General features: G+C 64.1%; 16 protein-coding genes. 7 read left to right on the top strand and 9 right to left on the bottom strand.

The annotated features are described in order from the left end of the window. Positions 1 to 4: 4 nt before the first annotated feature. Positions 5 to 1,003, bottom strand: a complete 999-nt coding sequence (locus tag Q0D44_RS03135) for a D-glycerate dehydrogenase (RefSeq protein ID WP_294132285.1) — start codon at positions 1,001 to 1,003, stop codon at positions 5 to 7. A 128-nt stretch (positions 1,004 to 1,131) separates the two neighbouring features. Between Q0D44_RS03135 and Q0D44_RS03130 the strand changes: the two genes are divergently transcribed. Beyond that, a complete protein-coding gene (locus tag Q0D44_RS03130) occupies positions 1,132 to 1,599 on the top strand; it encodes an SH3 domain-containing protein (protein WP_294132283.1) in 468 nt (155 codons plus the stop codon). Positions 1,600 to 2,022: 423 nt separating this feature from the next. On the opposite strand, the gene Q0D44_RS03125 is transcribed toward Q0D44_RS03130, so the two are convergent. From Q0D44_RS03125 to Q0D44_RS03100, 6 genes are all read right to left on the bottom strand, one after another. Continuing rightward, complete coding sequence (locus Q0D44_RS03125; protein WP_294132281.1) at positions 2,023 to 2,997, bottom strand: DUF2971 domain-containing protein; 975 nt, start codon at positions 2,995 to 2,997, stop codon at positions 2,023 to 2,025. A 331-nt stretch (positions 2,998 to 3,328) separates the two neighbouring features. Further along, complete coding sequence (locus tag Q0D44_RS03120; RefSeq protein WP_294132279.1) at positions 3,329 to 3,682, bottom strand: YbaN family protein; 354 nt, start codon at positions 3,680 to 3,682, stop codon at positions 3,329 to 3,331. Between the two features lie 180 nt (positions 3,683 to 3,862). Continuing rightward, complete coding sequence (locus Q0D44_RS03115; RefSeq protein ID WP_294133164.1) at positions 3,863 to 5,167, bottom strand: HAMP domain-containing sensor histidine kinase; 1,305 nt, start codon at positions 5,165 to 5,167, stop codon at positions 3,863 to 3,865. A gap of 184 nt (positions 5,168 to 5,351) precedes the next feature. Further along, positions 5,352 to 6,017 (bottom strand): response regulator transcription factor, encoded by a 666-nt coding sequence (locus Q0D44_RS03110; RefSeq protein WP_006953141.1) that lies wholly within the window; start codon positions 6,015 to 6,017, stop codon positions 5,352 to 5,354. Between the two features lie 34 nt (positions 6,018 to 6,051). Then, a complete protein-coding gene (locus Q0D44_RS03105; RefSeq protein WP_294132269.1) occupies positions 6,052 to 6,390 on the bottom strand; it encodes a hypothetical protein in 339 nt (112 codons plus the stop codon). Positions 6,391 to 6,576: 186 nt separating this feature from the next. Next, the gene (locus Q0D44_RS03100) at positions 6,577 to 7,308 is read right to left on the bottom strand and encodes an SIMPL domain-containing protein (protein WP_294132267.1); all 732 of its coding nucleotides are present in this window, start codon (positions 7,306 to 7,308) and stop codon (positions 6,577 to 6,579) included. Between the two features lie 249 nt (positions 7,309 to 7,557). Here Q0D44_RS03100 and Q0D44_RS03095 point away from each other — a divergent pair, with 249 nt between their 5' ends. From Q0D44_RS03095 to Q0D44_RS03075, 5 genes are all read left to right on the top strand, one after another. After that, on the top strand, positions 7,558 to 9,339 hold the full coding sequence (locus Q0D44_RS03095; RefSeq protein WP_294132265.1) for an ATP-binding cassette domain-containing protein: 1,782 nt from the start codon (positions 7,558 to 7,560) through the stop codon (positions 9,337 to 9,339). A gap of 113 nt (positions 9,340 to 9,452) precedes the next feature. Next, entirely contained in the window at positions 9,453 to 10,160 is a 708-nt protein-coding gene (locus Q0D44_RS03090; protein ID WP_294132262.1) for a VIT family protein, read from the top strand. 38 nt (positions 10,161 to 10,198) lie between these two features. Continuing rightward, a complete protein-coding gene (locus Q0D44_RS03085) occupies positions 10,199 to 10,744 on the top strand; it encodes a glutathione peroxidase (protein WP_294132257.1) in 546 nt (181 codons plus the stop codon). A gap of 29 nt (positions 10,745 to 10,773) precedes the next feature. Beyond that, on the top strand, positions 10,774 to 12,054 hold the full coding sequence (locus tag Q0D44_RS03080) for a M20/M25/M40 family metallo-hydrolase (protein ID WP_294133162.1): 1,281 nt from the start codon (positions 10,774 to 10,776) through the stop codon (positions 12,052 to 12,054). A 195-nt stretch (positions 12,055 to 12,249) separates the two neighbouring features. Further along, positions 12,250 to 12,894, top strand: coding sequence for a trimeric intracellular cation channel family protein (locus Q0D44_RS03075; protein WP_294132255.1), 645 nt, complete (start codon positions 12,250 to 12,252; stop codon positions 12,892 to 12,894). Between the two features lie 42 nt (positions 12,895 to 12,936). Here Q0D44_RS03075 and Q0D44_RS03070 read toward each other — a convergent pair whose 3' ends face one another. Continuing rightward, positions 12,937 to 13,401, bottom strand: coding sequence for a hypothetical protein (locus tag Q0D44_RS03070; protein WP_294132252.1), 465 nt, complete (start codon positions 13,399 to 13,401; stop codon positions 12,937 to 12,939). Between the two features lie 115 nt (positions 13,402 to 13,516). Further along, a complete protein-coding gene (sppA, locus tag Q0D44_RS03065; protein WP_294132250.1) occupies positions 13,517 to 15,400 on the bottom strand; it encodes a signal peptide peptidase SppA in 1,884 nt (627 codons plus the stop codon). A gap of 154 nt (positions 15,401 to 15,554) precedes the next feature. Between sppA and gpmA the strand changes: the two genes are divergently transcribed. After that, the gene (gene gpmA / locus Q0D44_RS03060) at positions 15,555 to 16,241 is read left to right on the top strand and encodes a 2,3-diphosphoglycerate-dependent phosphoglycerate mutase (RefSeq protein ID WP_017182717.1); all 687 of its coding nucleotides are present in this window, start codon (positions 15,555 to 15,557) and stop codon (positions 16,239 to 16,241) included. The last annotated feature ends 55 nt before the right edge of the window (positions 16,242 to 16,296 follow it).

Genomic DNA, 16,296 nt, shown 5'->3' with positions numbered 1-16,296 from the left:
GGGATCAGACCCAGCCTTCCAGCACCTGATTGGGCGGGCGGTGGCCGTCGACCCAGCTGCGGATGTTGGCGATGACGCGCGCGCCGGTGGCGTCGCGGCCCTCGAAGGTGGCGGACCCCATATGGGGCAGCAGCACGACGTTGGAGAGGGCGAAGAGGCGCGGATCGACCGCCGGTTCGTGGGTATAGACGTCCAGCCCTGCGCCCGCGATGCGGCCTTCGTCCAGCGCGACGATCAGCGCGGCTTCGTCGGTGATTTCGGCGCGGGATGTGTTGATGAGATAGGCGTCGGGGCGCATCAACGCTATCCGCCGGGCGTCGATCAGCCCCCGCGTGTCGGCGTTGAGCGGGCAGTGGATCGACACAATGTCGCAGGCGGCGAGCAGGCCGTCGACGTCGCCGATCCATTCGGCCTCCAGTTCCTGCTCCACCTCGAACGGCAGGCGGTGGCGGTTGTGATAGGCGATGGTCAGGCCAAAGGCGCGGGCGCGGCGGGCAACGGCGCGGCCGATGCGGCCCATGCCGATGATGCCGAGTTTCTTGCCGCCGATGCGGTGGCCGAGCATCCCCGACGGGCTCCAGCCGCGCCATTGGCCACTGCGCACCAATTTCTCCCCCTCGGCCAGGCGGCGGGGGACCGACAGGATCAGCGCCATCGTCATGTCGGCGGTATCCTCGGTCAGGACGCCGGGCGTATTGGTGACGATGATGCCCTTCGCGCGGGCGGCGGTCAGGTCGATATGATCGACGCCGCTGCCGAAGCTGGCGAGGAGTTGCAGCCGGTCGGGCGTGGCGGCGATCAGCGGTGCGTCGATATGGTCGTTGATGGTGGGAACCAGCACGTCGCATTGCGCCATGGCGCGGGCGAGTTCGGTGCGGCTCATCGGCTGATCACCGACATTGAAGCTGGCGTCGAACAGTTCGGCCATGCGCGCCTCCACATTGGGGGGCAGGCGTCGCGTGACGATGACGCGCGGCTTGGCGGGGCGCGGTTTTTTGGCCATGTCCCGCCGCTATGCCTGGCCGCGCCTTCGGTCAAGCGCTTATGGCGGATCGGGCAAGTCTGCGGTTGTCGCGGGGGCGACGCAGCGGCTATGGGAAGGCCATGGGTGACAGGAAAAACAGGTCTGGCATGAAGCGCATCTGGCTGGGCGCGGGTGTCTTTATCGCGCTGGGCGCAGCGGGTGGCGCGGTGATCGCGGCGGGCAAGCCGGTGCCGTACTGGGCGTCGATCGCGCAGAATGAGGCGCGGATGCGGGTCGGGCCGAGTCTGGATTACCCGTCCAACTGGATCTACCGCCGCCGCGACCTGCCGGTGAAGGTGGTGCAGGTGCTGGGCCTGTGGCGCAAGGTCGAGGACCCGGACGGCGCGCAGGGGTGGATGCATGTCCGACTGCTGAGCGATACGCCGACCGGGGTGGTGCGGGCTGCGGAGGCGCCGTTGCGCGAATCGGCCAGCGATGGCGCGCGGACGCTGTTTCGCGCGCAAAAGGGCGTGGTGGGGCGCCTGTCCGACTGTTCGGGCGGCTGGTGCAGCTTCGACGTGAAGGGCCAGCGCGGTTATGTGAAGGCGCAGGATGTCTGGGGCGCGACCGAGTAATAGGATTTGCGGGGCTTAACTTCGCATATTTCCCGGTGATCGTGATATTTTCGTGCGTGGTGCGGACAGGATGTTGCGCGGGCCGGTGGTTGCGGGTGGTGCGGAACTTTGCAAACTTCGCCCGTGGCGCGCGTGGGGGATTTGCGCGGCTGTGCTGGGGTGGACGATGGGAAAGAGCCGGGCGCGAGTGTAGCAGGTGGGGCGGGTGTAGGACAGGTGGGGGTCTAGTGCCGGCTGGGGCCGTATGTCGGGCTGGGGTGGTTAGCGGCCTGTCGGCTTATAAGAAGGCGAATAGTAGCAACCGCCGTTGCGCCGGTTCCGGATCTTTCGAAAAAGACGCTAAATCGGCAGTCATGGCTTGGCTACAACAGGTACGATCAGATCCGATCGATTATCTCCATACCTTTACCCACGATAGTTGGCTCATCGTCGCAATGGTATGTTGCAGGCAATCACCTTGTCTGCTGCATCATTTATACCGTTTTCATCCAGCAATGTCACAAACCCTTCCCACACCAAATTCGGATTGGGAGTGGGGCCGATAAGGATCTTGAACAGTAAACTATTGATATCCGCATTTTTTACCTGATGTTCGGGTATGTTTCGCATCGGTAAGTAAAATACTTTCTGTACAATTCCATTGACACTAACAATCTTGCTAGGAGGGCTATTTTCAATAGTATCTAGTTGTGTTCGGTGAATAATTCTCCACTCATTCTCCTCCTCGAAACCCGGATGCTTCGTCGAGAGGATCATCACGTCGACTGCGTATTTCAGGTTTATCTTGACCGTTTCAGGATCGAGCTGCCGCAGCGCATCTCGGTTCGCTATCATCGCTTCAGCAATATGCGCGATGCCCGCTACGAACTTGTTAGGACCGCCATAATCAACCGGAGCTATCACTACATCGTACGCCGTTTGGGGTGTCATGAACGCTTCGGGATTGAGAAGGATGCAGACGTTCGCATCCCCCCCATAGGCACGCCACATGCTGAGCTTGCCTTGATGAAGTTCAGCTCCCTTATGAAGCGCAAGGCTCAATAGGTAGGTGCTACGCTTAATGGCGTAGACCTCCTGATCCATCATAGTGAATGCACTCAGAATACTTTCATGAATTCCATTGCAAGCTTCAATAAGTCTATTGCAAAGATGCTCATTCGTTAGGGAAAGTCGGAGCAATTGCTGGCCATATTCGATCTCACTGAAATCGTTCATCAACATGGCATTGCGGAGCCACAGGCAGCGATCCTCATCGCGGGCCTTGATAATATCCATGGCAACCTGAGCGCTTGTGTAGTGAGCAAACTTAATGCCGCCAGCGATCTCAGCTTCCCGCTCCTTGCCCCAAGAAAAAAAAGTGTTGTTCAGAATGGCTTCGATCTGTTCGGGCGTGAGCATGCCCGAAACGATATCAGCACCTACAAATTTGCCTAGGTTTTTTAATCCCGCTGTTTGATAGCGTGTTCCTCTCGATATGTCTGCGCCGCCTGCGTCGGTCCCCCTCTTCCAACTTCGCCTAACCTCATAGCGATCGGTAAGGCTGCGTATCCTTCTCCCCAGTGGGGAGAAGGGAGGGGGGCTTATGGTTAAATAGCGTCGTCATCCTGACGGAAGTCAGGATCCATTGGCTCTACCCTTGTTTAGAACCGCTAGTCTTGCGTGAATGGATCCCGGATCAAGTCCGGGATGACGGGGTGGTGGATATTGGGCTTTCTTTTGCCAATGCCCCTCACGCTTCCGGGCGGGTCCAGATCCAGGTGCCGCCGATCAGGGCGGCGGTGAGGGGGAGGAGATACCAGGGCCAGGGGGAGAGGAAGAGGGCGAGGGTGGCGCTGAAGGTGAAGGCGGCGAGCGCGGCTTTCTTGCCGCGGCGGCTGATCGCGCCGCGTTCCCGCCAGCGGCGGATGTGGGGCCCGAAATGTTTGTGGTCGAGCAGTCGGGCCTCCAGCGCGGGACTTGAGCGGGCGAAGCAGAAGGCGGCGAGGATCATGAAGGGGACGGTGGGCAGCAGTGGCAGGAAGGCGCCGATCGCGCCGAGACCCAGCGAGGCGAAACCGGCGATGAGGTAGAGGTGCCGCCGCATGGGGTTCCTGTTCTGGCCGGGTGGGGCGGTGCGTGGGGTGCGATGCTATTGCTTCGCAGGTGCGGGGGTGGATGGCAAGGGTGGAGAGCGACGTTGGCGTCGGTCCCCCTCATCCAACTTCGCCTAAGCCGCTTCGCGGCCAAGGCTTCGTATCCTTCTCCCCCGTGGGGAGAAGGTGGGTCAGGCGGCTGGGAGTTTTAGGCGGACGAGGAGGCCGCCCAAATCCTCGCTTTCTTCCAGGGTGACGGTGCCGCCGTAGATTTCGGCGACGTCGCGGACGATGGCGAGGCCAAGGCCGGTGCCGGGTTTGCCGGAATCGAGGCGGACGCCGCGGTCGAAGATGCGGGTGCGGTCGGCGGGGGGGATGCCGTTGCCGTCATCCTCGACCAATATTTCCACCATGTCGCCCGCGCGCTGGACCGTGGCGAATACGCTGCCGCCGCCATATTTGGCGGCGTTTTCGACGAGGTTGCCGAGCATTTCGTCGAGGTCCTGCCGCTCGACACGGACGGCGGCGTCCTTGTCGCCATCCATGTCGACGCGGGCGTGGGCATAGAGGCGGGCGACGGCACGCTCGACGGCGGTGAGGCTGGCCCAGACGTCGGCGCGGCTTTGCGCAGCGCCGCGCCGGCCGACGGCGCGGGCGCGGGCGAGGTGATGATCGACCTGCCGCCGCATCGTCGTGGCTTCGCGGATCACTGTTTCGCCAAGGTCGGGTGCCTTCGCGGTGGCGGCGTTCATGATGACGGTCAGCGGGGTCTTGAGCGCATGGGCGAGATTGCCCGCATGGGTGCGTGCTTCCTCCGCCTGCCGTTCGTTGTGGGCGAGCAGGGCGTTCAACTCCTCGACCATGGGCAGCACTTCGGCGGGCATGGGTTCGGTGACGCGGCTTTTGAGGCCGTCGCGCATACGGATGATTTCCAGCCGCACCTTGCGCAGGGGGCGCAGGCCATAGAGGGTCTGGAGCGTGGCCAGCACGAACAGGCCGAGCGCGAGCAGGGCGAAGCTCTGGAACAGCGTGGAGCGCAGGGTGCGGATCTGGGCGTTCAGCCCTTCGCGCGCCTGGCCAACGATGAACATCCAGCGGGTGTTCGATCCGGGCAGGACGACGGTGCGCTCCATGATGCGCAAATCCTCGCCGGGAAATTGCTTGCTGTCATAGACGTGGAGGTGGCGGTCATGATGGTCGGCGGGGACCTTGATCGCCCGGTCCCACAGGGAACGCGAGCGCCAGTCCTCATGCCCCTTCGCGCTGACCTGATAATAGAGGCCGCTATTGGGTTCGAGGAAGCGCTGGTCGGCGAGTTCGCGGTTGAAGAGGACTTCGCCGTCGGGGCCGATTTCCGACGCGGCGATCATCGCGGTCAGCACATAATTCATGCCGTCGTCGAAATTGCGGGTGATGGCGTCGGCCAGCACCCGGTCCAGCGCCACGCCGCCGCCGACCAGCAGAACGCTGATCCACAGCGCGGCGATGCCGATCATCCGGCGGCTGATGGAGCCGGTGGAGCGAACGGGGGGAGGGGATATGGTGTCAGTCATTCGCATCCCCCTTTACCGTTCGCCCTGAGCGAAGTCGAAGGGGTCCACTGAGCGGAGCGAAGTGCCTTCACTGCGTTCAGGTGAAGGCTTCGACTTCGCTCAGCCCGAACGGATGCTGGGTTTGGTATCAGCGCCCCGGCTCGTCCAGGCTGTAGCCCAGGCCGCGGATGGTGGTGATGACGTCGGCGCCCAGTTTCTTGCGGATGCGGGTGACGAATACTTCGATGGTGTTGGAATCGCGGTCGAAATCCTGATCGTAGATGTGCTCGATCAGCTCGGTGCGGCTGACCACTTTGCCCTTGTGGTGGAGCAGGTAGGATAGCAGCTTATATTCCTGCGCGGTGAGTTTTACCGGATCGCCGCTGAGCGTCACCTTGCCGGACCGCGTGTCCAGGCGGACGTCGCCTGCGGTCAGTTCGCTCGATGCATTGCCGGACGCGCGGCGGATGAGCGCGCGCAGGCGGGCGATGAGTTCTTCGGACTGGAAGGGTTTGGCGAGATAGTCGTCGGCGCCCGCGTCCAGCCCCGCCACCTTGTCCGACCAGCTGTCACGCGCGGTCAGCACCAGCACGGGGAAGGCGCGGCCTTCCTTGCGCCAGCGGTCCAGTACAGTGAGGCCGTCGATGGTAGGGAGGCCAAGGTCCAGCACGACCGCGTCGTAATTTTCGGTCGAGCCAAGGAAATGCCCGTCCTCGCCATCGGTGGCGAGGTCGACGGCATAGCCTGCGCCCTCCAGCGTGTTCCTGAGCTGCTGGCCCAGACTTGGTTCATCCTCGACGATCAGCAGACGCATGAGCTGTTCCGTTTCTATTCTGTGTCAGGCGCGGTCAGCGCGCCCAGCCGATGATATCGCCTGTCCGGCCGTCCGCATCAACCCACATGACCTTGCCGTCCTTCACATATTTCAGCCGGTAGCGGTTGGAGGATGGGTTGAATTCGCTGCCGACATAGCTGGCGCCGTTCATCTGCGAATCGACGCGGCGCTTGATCATGGCGAAGGGCATGACCTGGCCTTCGAGCATGGCGCGGCGCGCGGCGTCCTGCTCATCGCGTCGTCCGCCTGCGTCGGCAACGGGGACCAGCGCGAGTGCGGCCCCCATGGCGATGATTCCGGCGATCAGGCTTTTGCGCATCATTGTCATGGGCATGGCATAGGCGGAAGGCATTGAACAGGTGGTGAATGGGGGAGGGTGAGGGAAAGGGTGGTGAGGCACAAGCATCGCCGCCCTTCTCTCCTTCGTCATTCCCGCGCAGGCGGGAATCCATCTCCCGATCTATGACCAAGGTGCCTGGCCGGGAGATGGGTCCCCGCCTGCGCGGGGATGACGATTATTGTTTCTTAGCGACGTGCCTTACTTCTCAAGAGCGTATTGCACCGTAAGCGTGACCGATGCGCTGACCTGGCCGGGTTCTACCGGGGTGGCGGGGGCGGCGTCGGCCTTGAAGCGGGCGCTTTGCAGCATCGGCATGGGGGGCTGGCCGCCGCTGTTGCTTTCGGCGATGGAAAGAAGGCGTGCGGAGCGGTAGCCTGCGGCCTGGGCGTAGAAATCGGCCTGGGCCTTGGCGCTCTTGAGTGCTGCGCCGCGGGCCTGCACCAGCATCGGCGCAGGATTGTCGATCGCGAAGGTCGGGCCGTTGATGTTGGTGGCGCCTGCCGCCACCATGGCGTCGAGCAGTGGGCCGACCTTTTTGATGTCGCGCAGTTTGACGGTCAGCTGGTTAGACGCTTCATAGCCGATGAAGCGCGGGCCGGTGGGTTCGCCCTCGCGCTGGTTATAGTCATATTGCGCCGACAGGTTGATGCCGCTGGTCTGGATGTCCTTCTTGGCGATCCCGGCTTTGGCAAGGGCGGCGATCAGCTTCTCGGTCTTGGCCGCATTGTCCTGCATCGCGGCCTGCGCGGTGGGTGCGCGGGTCTGGACGCCGGTGCCGACGGTGGCGATGTCGGGCGACCCCTCGACGCTTTCGGTGACGTTGAGCGTCACGACCGGCGCGGTTTCGGCGATGGTCACATTGGTCTGGGCGATGGCGGCCATCGGCAGCGACGAAGCGGCAAGCGCCATGATGGCGAGGGCGGATTTCATGGGGGGAACTCTCCTGTTGGGATGCAGCCTGTTTGTGACGGCTGCGATGAATGGACGCTGACATGCGTTGAAAGCCGTCAGACAGGTTGAGGTTCCATTCCTCCCCGGCACGGGGAGGTGGCAGGCGAAGCCTGACGGAGGGGGTGTTCGGGCGCACGCCCCCTCCACCACCGCTTCGCGGCGGTCCCCCTCCCCGTGCCGGGGAGGATATGCTTGCTCCATCGTGATCTTGCGACTAGCTGCACGCGCATGGCAGCACCTCTTCTTTCGTTTGAAAATCTCGGCCTTTCGCAGGGCAGTCACTGGCTGTTTCGCGGGATGGATATTCATGTCGGCGCGCGTGATCGGCTGGCGCTGATCGGGCGCAATGGCGTTGGCAAGACGACCTTGCTCAAGCTGCTGGGCGGGCAGATCGAGGCGGATGAGGGCGTGCGGTCGGTGCAGCCGGGCGCGCGGATCATCACGCTGGAGCAGGACCCGGACGTCAGTGCGTTTGCGACGCTGCATGATTTTGCGCTGGCAGGCGAATTTGCGCCACCTGCGCATGAGGTGGAGGCTATTGCCGACCAACTGGGCATCGACCTGTCGCGCGAGGCCAGGACGGCGAGTGGCGGCGAGCGGCGGCGGGCGGCGATTGCGCGGGCATTGGCGAGCGAGCCGGACCTGCTGCTGCTGGACGAGCCGACCAACCATCTGGATATTGCCGCGATCGACTGGCTGGAAAACTGGCTGGCGCGCTATAATGGCGGCTTCATCGTCATCAGCCATGACCGCGCCTTCCTGACCCGGCTGACCCGCCAGACGCTGTGGCTGGACCGGGGGCAGATGCGGCGTAACGAGATCGGCTTTGGCGGGTTCGAGCAGTGGATGGAAGCGGTCTATGCCGAAGAGGCGCGGGCGGCGGAGAAGCTGGACGCGAAGCTGAAGATCGAGGCGCACTGGCTGGAGCGGGGCGTTACCGCGCGGCGCAAGCGCAACCAGGGGCGGCTCGCCAAGCTGTGGGAAATGCGCGAGACGCGCGCGGCGATGAACGGGCCGCAGGGCGTGGCCAAGATCGCGGTGGCGAGCGACGACAGCAAGACCAAGAGCGTCATCAAGATCGAACATGCCACCAAGATGTTCGGGGACCGGACGATCATCGACAATCTGTCGCTGCGGGTCCAGCGCGGCGACCGGATCGGCATCGTCGGGGGCAATGGTGCGGGCAAGACGACGCTGCTCAAACTGCTGACCGGCGAGTTGCAGCCTGACAGCGGGACGGTGAGCCAGGCCAAGACGCTGGACATGATCTTCATCGACCAGCAGCGCAGCCTGATGCAGGGCGACAAGACGGTGCGCGAAGTGCTGGCCGAGGGCGGCGACTGGATCGACGTGCGGGGGGTGCGCAAGCATGTCCATGGTTACCTGAAGGATTTTCTGTTCGATCCGTCGCTGGCGGAGGCGAAGGTGGCGACGCTGTCGGGTGGGGAGCGGTCGCGCTTGCTGTTCGCGCGGGAATTTGCGCGCGAATCGAACCTTTTGGTGCTGGACGAGCCGACCAATGATCTGGACCTCGAAACGCTCGACCTGTTGCAGGAAGTCATTGCCGATTATGACGGCACGGTGCTGATCGTCAGCCATGACCGCGACTTTCTGGACCGGACGGTGACGGTCACGCTGGGGCTGGACGGGACCGGCGTGGTCGATGTGATCGTGGGCGGCTATGCCGACTGGATCGCCAAGCGCGATCCGCGCAAGGCGGCCAAGGTGGAAAAGAAGGCGGTCGCCGCGCCCGCGCCGCCCAAGCCCGTGTCGGCGAAACTGACCTATAAGGACCAGCGCGACCTGGAACTGCTGCCCAAGCGGGTCGAGGAACTGGAGGCGGCGATTGCGCGGGACGAGGATTTGCTGGCCGACCCGGCGCTTTACACGCGCGATCGCAAGCGGTTCGATGCGCTGACCGGCGCGATCGAGAAGGCGCGGGCGGAGAAAGAGGCGGCGGAAATGCGCTGGCTGGAACTGGCGGAGAAGGCGGAAGGGTTGGCGGGGTAGCACACCCACATCCGTTCGGTTCGAGCGAAGTCGAGAACCCTTGGCGCAAAGGCTTCTCGACTTCGCTCGAAGCGAACGGCAGTTATGGGATTGGATCGCAAGGGGGACGGAAGATGGACGTGACGACTGACCAGCCGCACCATGCCGTTCATTATGTGAACCGGGTCGGCTGGCTGCGCGCGACGGTGCTGGGGGCCAATGACGGGATTGTGTCGACCGCCAGTCTGATGACCGGCATCGCCGCGTCCGGGGCGGACGGGCAGACGATCTTGCTGACCGGCATCGCGGCGCTGGTGGCAGGCGCGATGTCGATGGCGGCGGGGGAATATGTCTCTGTCAGTGCGCAGTCGGATACGGAGCGCGCCGACCTGGCCAAGGAGCGTCATGCGCTGGCCGCGCAGCCGGACGAGGAATGGGCGGAGTTGCGCGACATCTATGTCGAGCGTGGCCTGACGCCCGATCTGGCGGGGCAGGTGGCGCAGCAGTTGATGGCCGCCGATGCGCTGGGCGCGCACGCCCGCGACGAACTGGGGATTTCGGATATTGCCACGGCCCGGCCAGTGCAGGCGGCGCTGGCGTCGGCGGCGAGTTTCGCTGTGGGCGCGGCACCGCCGGTGCTGGTCGCGGCGATCGTGCCGGCGGGCAGCGCGATCGTCGCGATTGTCGGCCTGTGCCTGCTATGCCTGGCGCTGCTCGGCTATGTCGGCGCGCGGCTGGGCGGGGCGCGGGTGGTGCGATCGATCAGCCGGACCCTGTTCTGGGGCGCTTTGGCGATGGCGGTGACCGCGGGTGCGGGGCATCTGTTCGGCGCGGCGATATAGTGGCAGGCTACACGCAAATTTTCACAGGAGACGATCATATGACCGACATTCAGCAGATTCCGCTCAAGACGATCAAGGGCGCGGACACGTCCCTCGCCGATTATGCGGGCAAGGTGGTGCTGGCGGTCAATGTCGCGTCCAAATGCGGCCTGACCCCGCAATATGAAGGGCTGGAAAAGCTCTACGCCGATTATAAGGACAAGGGGCTGGTGGTCGCGGGCTTCCCCGCCAATGATTTCGGCGCGCAGGAGCCGGGGACGAACGACGAGATCGCGAATTTCTGCACCACCAATTTCGGCGTCGATTTCCCGATGTTCGAGAAGATCGTGGTGACCGGGCCGGACAAGCATCCGCTCTATGCCGCGCTGACCAGCGCCGTGCCGGAAGCGCAGGGCGAGGGTGACGTGTTTCGCGAGAAGCTGAAAGGCTATGGCATGACCCCCAATCCGGTGCCCGAAATACTGTGGAATTTCGAGAAATTCCTCATCGCCAAGGATGGCAGCGTGGCGGCGCGCTTTGCGCCGACGACCGCGCCTGACGACGCAGCGCTGGTCGCGGCCATCGAGGCGGAACTGGCCAAGTGAGGGCGCGGGCATGCCTGATTGCGGGCGTGATGCTGCTGGCGGGGATGCCCGCCGGGGCGGCGCTGTCGCCCGCCGAGCGCACGATCACCACCAGCGTCGAGGCGGGTTATGAACCCGCGATCGGCCTGCTCGAAAGGCTGGTGAACCAGAATAGCGGCTCGATGAACCTGGCGGGGGTGAAGGCGGTGGCCGACATGCTGCGGCCTGAATTTGAGAGGCTGGGCTTTGTCGTGACATGGCAGCCGATGGATGCGGCCAAGCGGGCCGGGCATCTGATCGCTGTCCATAAGGGGAAGGCCGGGACCACCAAGATGCTGTTGATCGGGCATCTGGATACGGTGTTCGAGCCGGATTCGCCGTTCCAGACGTTCGAGCGCAAGGGCGATCTGGCCGCCGGGCCGGGCGTGGCGGACGACAAGGGCGGCGTGGTGACGATGCTGCTGGCATTGAAGGCGATGCAGGCGGCAGGCACGCTGAAGGCCGCGAATATCGAGGTGGTGCTGACCGGGGACGAGGAGGATTCGGGCGATCCGATCAGCATCGCGCGGGCCGACCTGATCCAAGCGGGCAAGCGCGCCGATGTGGCGCTGGATTTTGAAGGGCTGTCCCAGCAGGATGGCAAGGATATGGGGTCGATCGCGCGGCGATCCTCCAACAGCTGGACGCTGACCGCGACGGGCAAGTCGGGGCATAGTTCGGGGATTTTCTCCGCCAGTGCGGGCGATGGCGCGGTCTATGAGCTGGCGCGGATCATCGTGGCGTTTCGCAAGGAGCTGCCCGAACCGAACCTGACCTTCAATGTCGGGTTGATCGGCGGCGGGCAGAGCGCGGACGTGGACAAGGACGGCGTGCGCATCGCGGTGACGGGCAAGACCAACATCATCCCGCCCATTGCCGTGGCCAAGGGTGATTTCCGCACGCTGAGCGAGGAGCAGACGGCGCGGGTGCGCGCGAAGATGCAGGCGATCGTTGGGGCGGGGCATCTGCCCGGCACGTCGGCGACGATCGCGTTCGACATGGGCTATCCGTCGATGGCGCCCACGGCGGGCAATCGCGCGCTGCTGGCAAAGCTGAACGGGGTCAATGCCGATCTGGGGCTGGCGGTAATGCCGGAACTTGACCCATTGAAGCGTGGCGCGGGCGATATCAGCTTCGTCGCGCAGGATACCGATGGGCTGGTGGGGCTGGGCGTGACCTCAAGCGGCGATCACAGCCCGGCGGAACAGGCCGACCTGTCGAGCATGAAGCGCCAGGCCAAGCGCGCGGCGATATTGATGAGCCGGTTGGCGGGAGAGAAGGGGCGGAAGTAGGGGTACTCTACCGCCGTTCGCCCTGAGCGAAGTCGAAGGGTTCTACCGAGCGAAGCGAGCTGCCTTCGCCTCCGCTCAGGTTGAAACGAGGCACGTGACTCGTTTCAAGGCTTCGACTTCGCTCAGCCCGAACGGGTTTGGGGTGCGCAACGTTTCTCGACTTCGCTCGAAACGAACGGATGTAAGTGTATCGCGATGCTCCCACCCACACCCCTTCTCGCAACCTCCATCGGCCCGGTGCTGGAGACGCTGAGCATCGTCGGCACCTTCGTCTTCGCCGCATCGGGGGCGCTGGCGGCGGCGCGGCTGCGGCAGACATTGGTGACCTTTGCCTTTTTCGCGCTGGTGACGGGGGTGGGCGGTGGCACTTTGCGCGACCTGCTGATCGGCGCGCCGGTTTTCTGGGTGGTGGATGCCGCGCCTGCCATCACCTGCATGTGCGCGGCGGTCATCGTGTGGTGTACGCCGCGCCGCTTCTGGAGCGAGCGGGCGCTCGACTGGCTGGACGCGATCGGGCTGGCGGCGTTCGCGGTGTTCGGCGCGGCCAAGGCGATGAGTTTCGGCGTGCCGCCCTTTGTCGCAGGGATGATGGGCGTGGTGACCGGCTGCGTCGGCGGCATCATGCGCGATCTGCTGGCGGGTGAGCCTTCGATCCTGTTGCGGCCCGAACTCTATGTGACGGCGGCGGCGGTGGCGGCGGGGCTGTTCGTGGGGTTGCGGCTGGCGGGGCTGGACGTGCCGGTGGCGGGGGTGATTGCGGCGCTGGTGGGGTTCGTACTGCGCGCGGTGGCGATTTGGCGCGGGCTGGGCTTGCCGGTGTATCGGGATGAGGAGGGGTAGGATACCGAACGATCCTGCACGGCAATTTGGCGTCGCAAGTATCTACGGTAAGCCGTCTGGACCAGGCACAGGCAGAGACGCCAGGATTGCGCGAAGTTCCTTGTTTCTTGACGCATGTTTTTCGCGATCGCATCCGTAATCCACGGTGTAGAACTGATCTACGGACGGACCTACCCAGTGAAATGAAATACCGCCATTGTCCGTGACATAATCCCCGTCGCAGCGATTGCCCGCCTCGAGAAAATCGGAGGCTTCGCTGCCCGTCATGGTTTCGCCCGAAAGGCGAAATGGCTCCATTCGTTTCACCAAATTCGCAAATTGTTGATGCGAAAGCTTGAAACGCCCACGCTTGTTCTGGAATGATTGGTTGAACTGCCCTGTGCCGTCCTCATTAATGATGATTTCCAGTCCGGCCGCCCGAATTTCTAGCTGATCGAACGCAATCGGGTCAGCCGCGCCGCAAGCGGCCATCCAAAGAGCCAGAAAAGGGGCAGGATGAAACCGCATGGATGCTCTCGCTTGTTGGTTGAATCGCTTCAAGCGACATTGCCCACCCCGCTGCGACTAACGCGCTGCGCGCGAAAGTCTCGCTGCCCCTCCCGCGAGCGGGCGGGGAAGAATGTTAGCGCCAGAGGCCTGTGATTAGCGCCATCATGCCGCGTTCTTCCGCTGCGCTTTGCATCTTGGGCGCGCCGTAGCTGCGGCATTCCAGGCAGTCTGCGCGGATGCCTGCGCCGGTGACGAGCGCCTTGACGTCGGCGACTGCCTGCATCGCCCAGCCGCGCTGGAGCATGGCTTGCCGCGCCAGCATGTCGCGGGGCGCGCCTGCGTCGTCCGTCTCGCGCTCGGCCATGGCCTCGATCCAGGCGGCCCATTTGTCGGGCGTCTTTTCGATATTGTAGGCGCGGGCGGTTTTGGGGTCGATTTTCGCGCGGCGGGCGGCTTCGGCGATGGCGTCCTCCAGCCCGCCGAAGCGGTCGACAAGGCCGTTCTGCCGCGCGGTGCCGCCGTCCCAGACGCGGCCCTGCGCGATGGCGTCGATCTGCGCCGGGGTCTTGCGGCGCGATTGGGCGACGACGCCGACGAAGCGGCGATAGATATCCTCGACCCCCATTTGCATGATCGCATCGAATTGCGGGGAGGTGCCACCGGCAAGGTCCGGCTGCCCGGACAGGGGCGTGGTGGCGACGCCGTCGGTGGTGACGCCCATCTTGGCAAGCGTGCCTTCAAAGCTGGGGAGGATGCCGAACACGCCGATCGAGCCGGTGATGGTGTCCGGCTCTGCAAAGATCATGTCGGCGGGGGTGGAGACCCAATAGCCGCCGCTGGCCGCGACATTGCCCATGGAGACGACCACGGGCAGGCCGTCCGCCTTGGCCTTCAGAATCGCGTTGCGGATCTTTTCCGACGCCATGACCGAGCCGCCCGGCGAATCGACGCGGACGACCAGGGCTTTCAAATCCTTTTCGTTGAGCGCGGTCAGCAGCAGGTCCGAAATCGTGTCGCCCGCTGCCGTGCCGGGACCAGCTTCGCCATCGACGATATTGCCCGCGATCGTCAGCACGCCGATCTGGCCGTCATTAGCAGGTTTGCGCGCCTTCACATAGGCGGCGAGGTCGATCTTGGCGAAGCCGCCTGCCTTGGCATCGGAAGCTTCGCCCGCAATTTCCGCGACGCGCGAACCGAAGGCGGTGGCGTCTCCAAGCTTGTCGATCAGGCCAGCGGACAGAGCAGCCTTCGCCATATTGCCATTGGCGGCGGTGGCGGCGGCGACCGGGTCGGCGGCATAGGCTGCGATCTTCGCTTTGGGTCGCGCCTTGGCGACGTCATCCTGCCAGTTTTGCCACAGGACATCGGCCAAAGCCTGATTGGCCTGTTTGGCTTCGGGCGACTGGTCAGCGCGGATATAGGGTTCGACGAAACTCTTGTATGTGCCGACGCGATAGACATGGGTGTTGACGCCAAGCTTGTCGATCAGCCCTTTATAATAGAGGCCCGACCCGCCCCGGCCCATGATCGCGACGCCGCCCAGCGGATCGCTCCACGCTTCGCTGGCATGGGCGGCCAACTGGTAGCTGTCGTCGGTGTAGAGGGTGGCGTAGGCCAGCACGGGCTTTTTCGCGGCGCGCAGGCCATCGAGTGCTTGGCCGACGCGGGCGATGGCGACCTGCCCGCCGCCCATGAAGCCATCCAGGTTCAGCACGACCGCCTTGACCTTGTCGTCCGTCTTGGCCGCGTCCAGCGCGGTGACGATGTCGGACAGGCGATATTCCTTCATGGCCGGGCCGGAGCCGGACAGGAGGGCGAAGGGATCGGCCTCGGCTGGCTGTTCGACGATGGTGCCGTCCAGGTCGAGCAGCAGCGCGCCCGCGCTGATGCTGGCGGCTGGCTTGGGCGAGAAGGAGAGGGCGGCGTAAAGCGCGCCGAAGAAGAGTAGCAGGAACAGCAGGACCAGCCCGTCCTTGATCGCGACCAATATGCGCCACGCGCCCTTCACAAATGCCAAGTGGGTGTTCCTTATCTGCTACCCTTAGCGGGCTAACGTATCGGCGGTTCGACTGCAATGTGGTGCGCGTGTGCGCTGCTGCAACCTTGCGCCCGGCGTTTCGCGCGTTATGGGGGGCGGCAGACTTTTCCCAGACGTGCAGGAGACATGCCCGATGCCCACCCTCGTCCTAATCCGCCATGGCCAGTCGTCATGGAATCTGGAAAACCGCTTCACCGGCTGGTGGGATGTGGACGTGACCGAGAAGGGTGCGGGCGAAGCGCGGGCGGCGGGTCAGTTGATGAAGGCCAAGGGGCTGGATTTCGACCAATGCTATACCTCGCTCCAGACCCGCGCGATCAAGACGCTCAATCTGGCGCTGGAGGAAATGGGGCGGCTGTGGCTGCCGGTGGAAAAGGACTGGCGCTTGAATGAGCGCCATTATGGCGGGCTGACGGGCCTGGACAAGGCGGAGACGGCGGCCAAGCATGGCGACGCGCAGGTCAAGATATGGCGCCGCAGCTTCGACATTCCGCCCCCGGTGCTGGAAGCGGGCAGCGAGTTCGACCTGAGCAAGGACCGCCGCTATGCGGGGATCGCTATCCCTTCGACCGAGAGCCTGAAGGACACGATCGCGCGCGTGCTGCCCTATTGGGAAAGCCGCATCGCGCCGGACCTGAAGGCAGGCAAGCGGGTGTTGATCTCCGCCCATGGCAATTCGCTGCGCGCGCTGGTCAAGCATCTGTCGAACATTCCCGACGACGAGATCACCGAACTGGAAATCCCGACCGGCCAGCCGATCGTCTATGAACTGGCCGATGATCTGAGCGCGATCGAGCGTTATTATCTGTCGGAGCGGTAATCCTCCCCGGCACGGGGAGGGGGACCGCGCGCGAAGCGCGTGGTGGAGGGGGCAG

It is taken from the genome of Sphingobium sp., from assembly GCA_023266575.1.
Classification (GTDB): domain Bacteria; phylum Pseudomonadota; class Alphaproteobacteria; order Sphingomonadales; family Sphingomonadaceae; genus Sphingobium.
The sequence above is the reverse complement of the archived record's forward strand: the minus strand, read 5'-3'. Positions and strand labels throughout refer to the sequence as shown.

Excerpts from the sequence above, each read along its gene's own strand:
- Q0D44_RS03135 (WP_294132285.1), bottom strand. The coding sequence starts at position 1,003 with ATGGCCAAAAAACCGCGCCCCGCCAAGCCGCGCGTCATCGTCACGCGA.
- Q0D44_RS03130 (WP_294132283.1), top strand. The coding sequence starts at position 1,132 with ATGAAGCGCATCTGGCTGGGCGCGGGTGTCTTTATCGCGCTGGGCGCA.
- Q0D44_RS03125 (WP_294132281.1), bottom strand. The coding sequence starts at position 2,997 with ATGCTCACGCCCGAACAGATCGAAGCCATTCTGAACAACACTTTTTTT.
- Q0D44_RS03120 (WP_294132279.1), bottom strand. The coding sequence starts at position 3,682 with ATGCGGCGGCACCTCTACCTCATCGCCGGTTTCGCCTCGCTGGGTCTC.
- Q0D44_RS03115 (WP_294133164.1), bottom strand. The coding sequence starts at position 5,167 with ATGATCGGCATCGCCGCGCTGTGGATCAGCGTTCTGCTGGTCGGCGGC.
- Q0D44_RS03110 (WP_006953141.1), bottom strand. The coding sequence starts at position 6,017 with ATGCGTCTGCTGATCGTCGAGGATGAACCAAGTCTGGGCCAGCAGCTC.
- Q0D44_RS03105 (WP_294132269.1), bottom strand. The coding sequence starts at position 6,390 with ATGCCTTCCGCCTATGCCATGCCCATGACAATGATGCGCAAAAGCCTG.
- Q0D44_RS03100 (WP_294132267.1), bottom strand. The coding sequence starts at position 7,308 with ATGAAATCCGCCCTCGCCATCATGGCGCTTGCCGCTTCGTCGCTGCCG.
- Q0D44_RS03095 (WP_294132265.1), top strand. The coding sequence starts at position 7,558 with ATGGCAGCACCTCTTCTTTCGTTTGAAAATCTCGGCCTTTCGCAGGGC.
- Q0D44_RS03090 (WP_294132262.1), top strand. The coding sequence starts at position 9,453 with ATGGACGTGACGACTGACCAGCCGCACCATGCCGTTCATTATGTGAAC.
- Q0D44_RS03085 (WP_294132257.1), top strand. The coding sequence starts at position 10,199 with ATGACCGACATTCAGCAGATTCCGCTCAAGACGATCAAGGGCGCGGAC.
- Q0D44_RS03080 (WP_294133162.1), top strand. The coding sequence starts at position 10,774 with ATGCTGCTGGCGGGGATGCCCGCCGGGGCGGCGCTGTCGCCCGCCGAG.
- Q0D44_RS03075 (WP_294132255.1), top strand. The coding sequence starts at position 12,250 with ATGCTCCCACCCACACCCCTTCTCGCAACCTCCATCGGCCCGGTGCTG.
- Q0D44_RS03070 (WP_294132252.1), bottom strand. The coding sequence starts at position 13,401 with ATGCGGTTTCATCCTGCCCCTTTTCTGGCTCTTTGGATGGCCGCTTGC.
- gpmA (WP_017182717.1), top strand. The coding sequence starts at position 15,555 with ATGCCCACCCTCGTCCTAATCCGCCATGGCCAGTCGTCATGGAATCTG.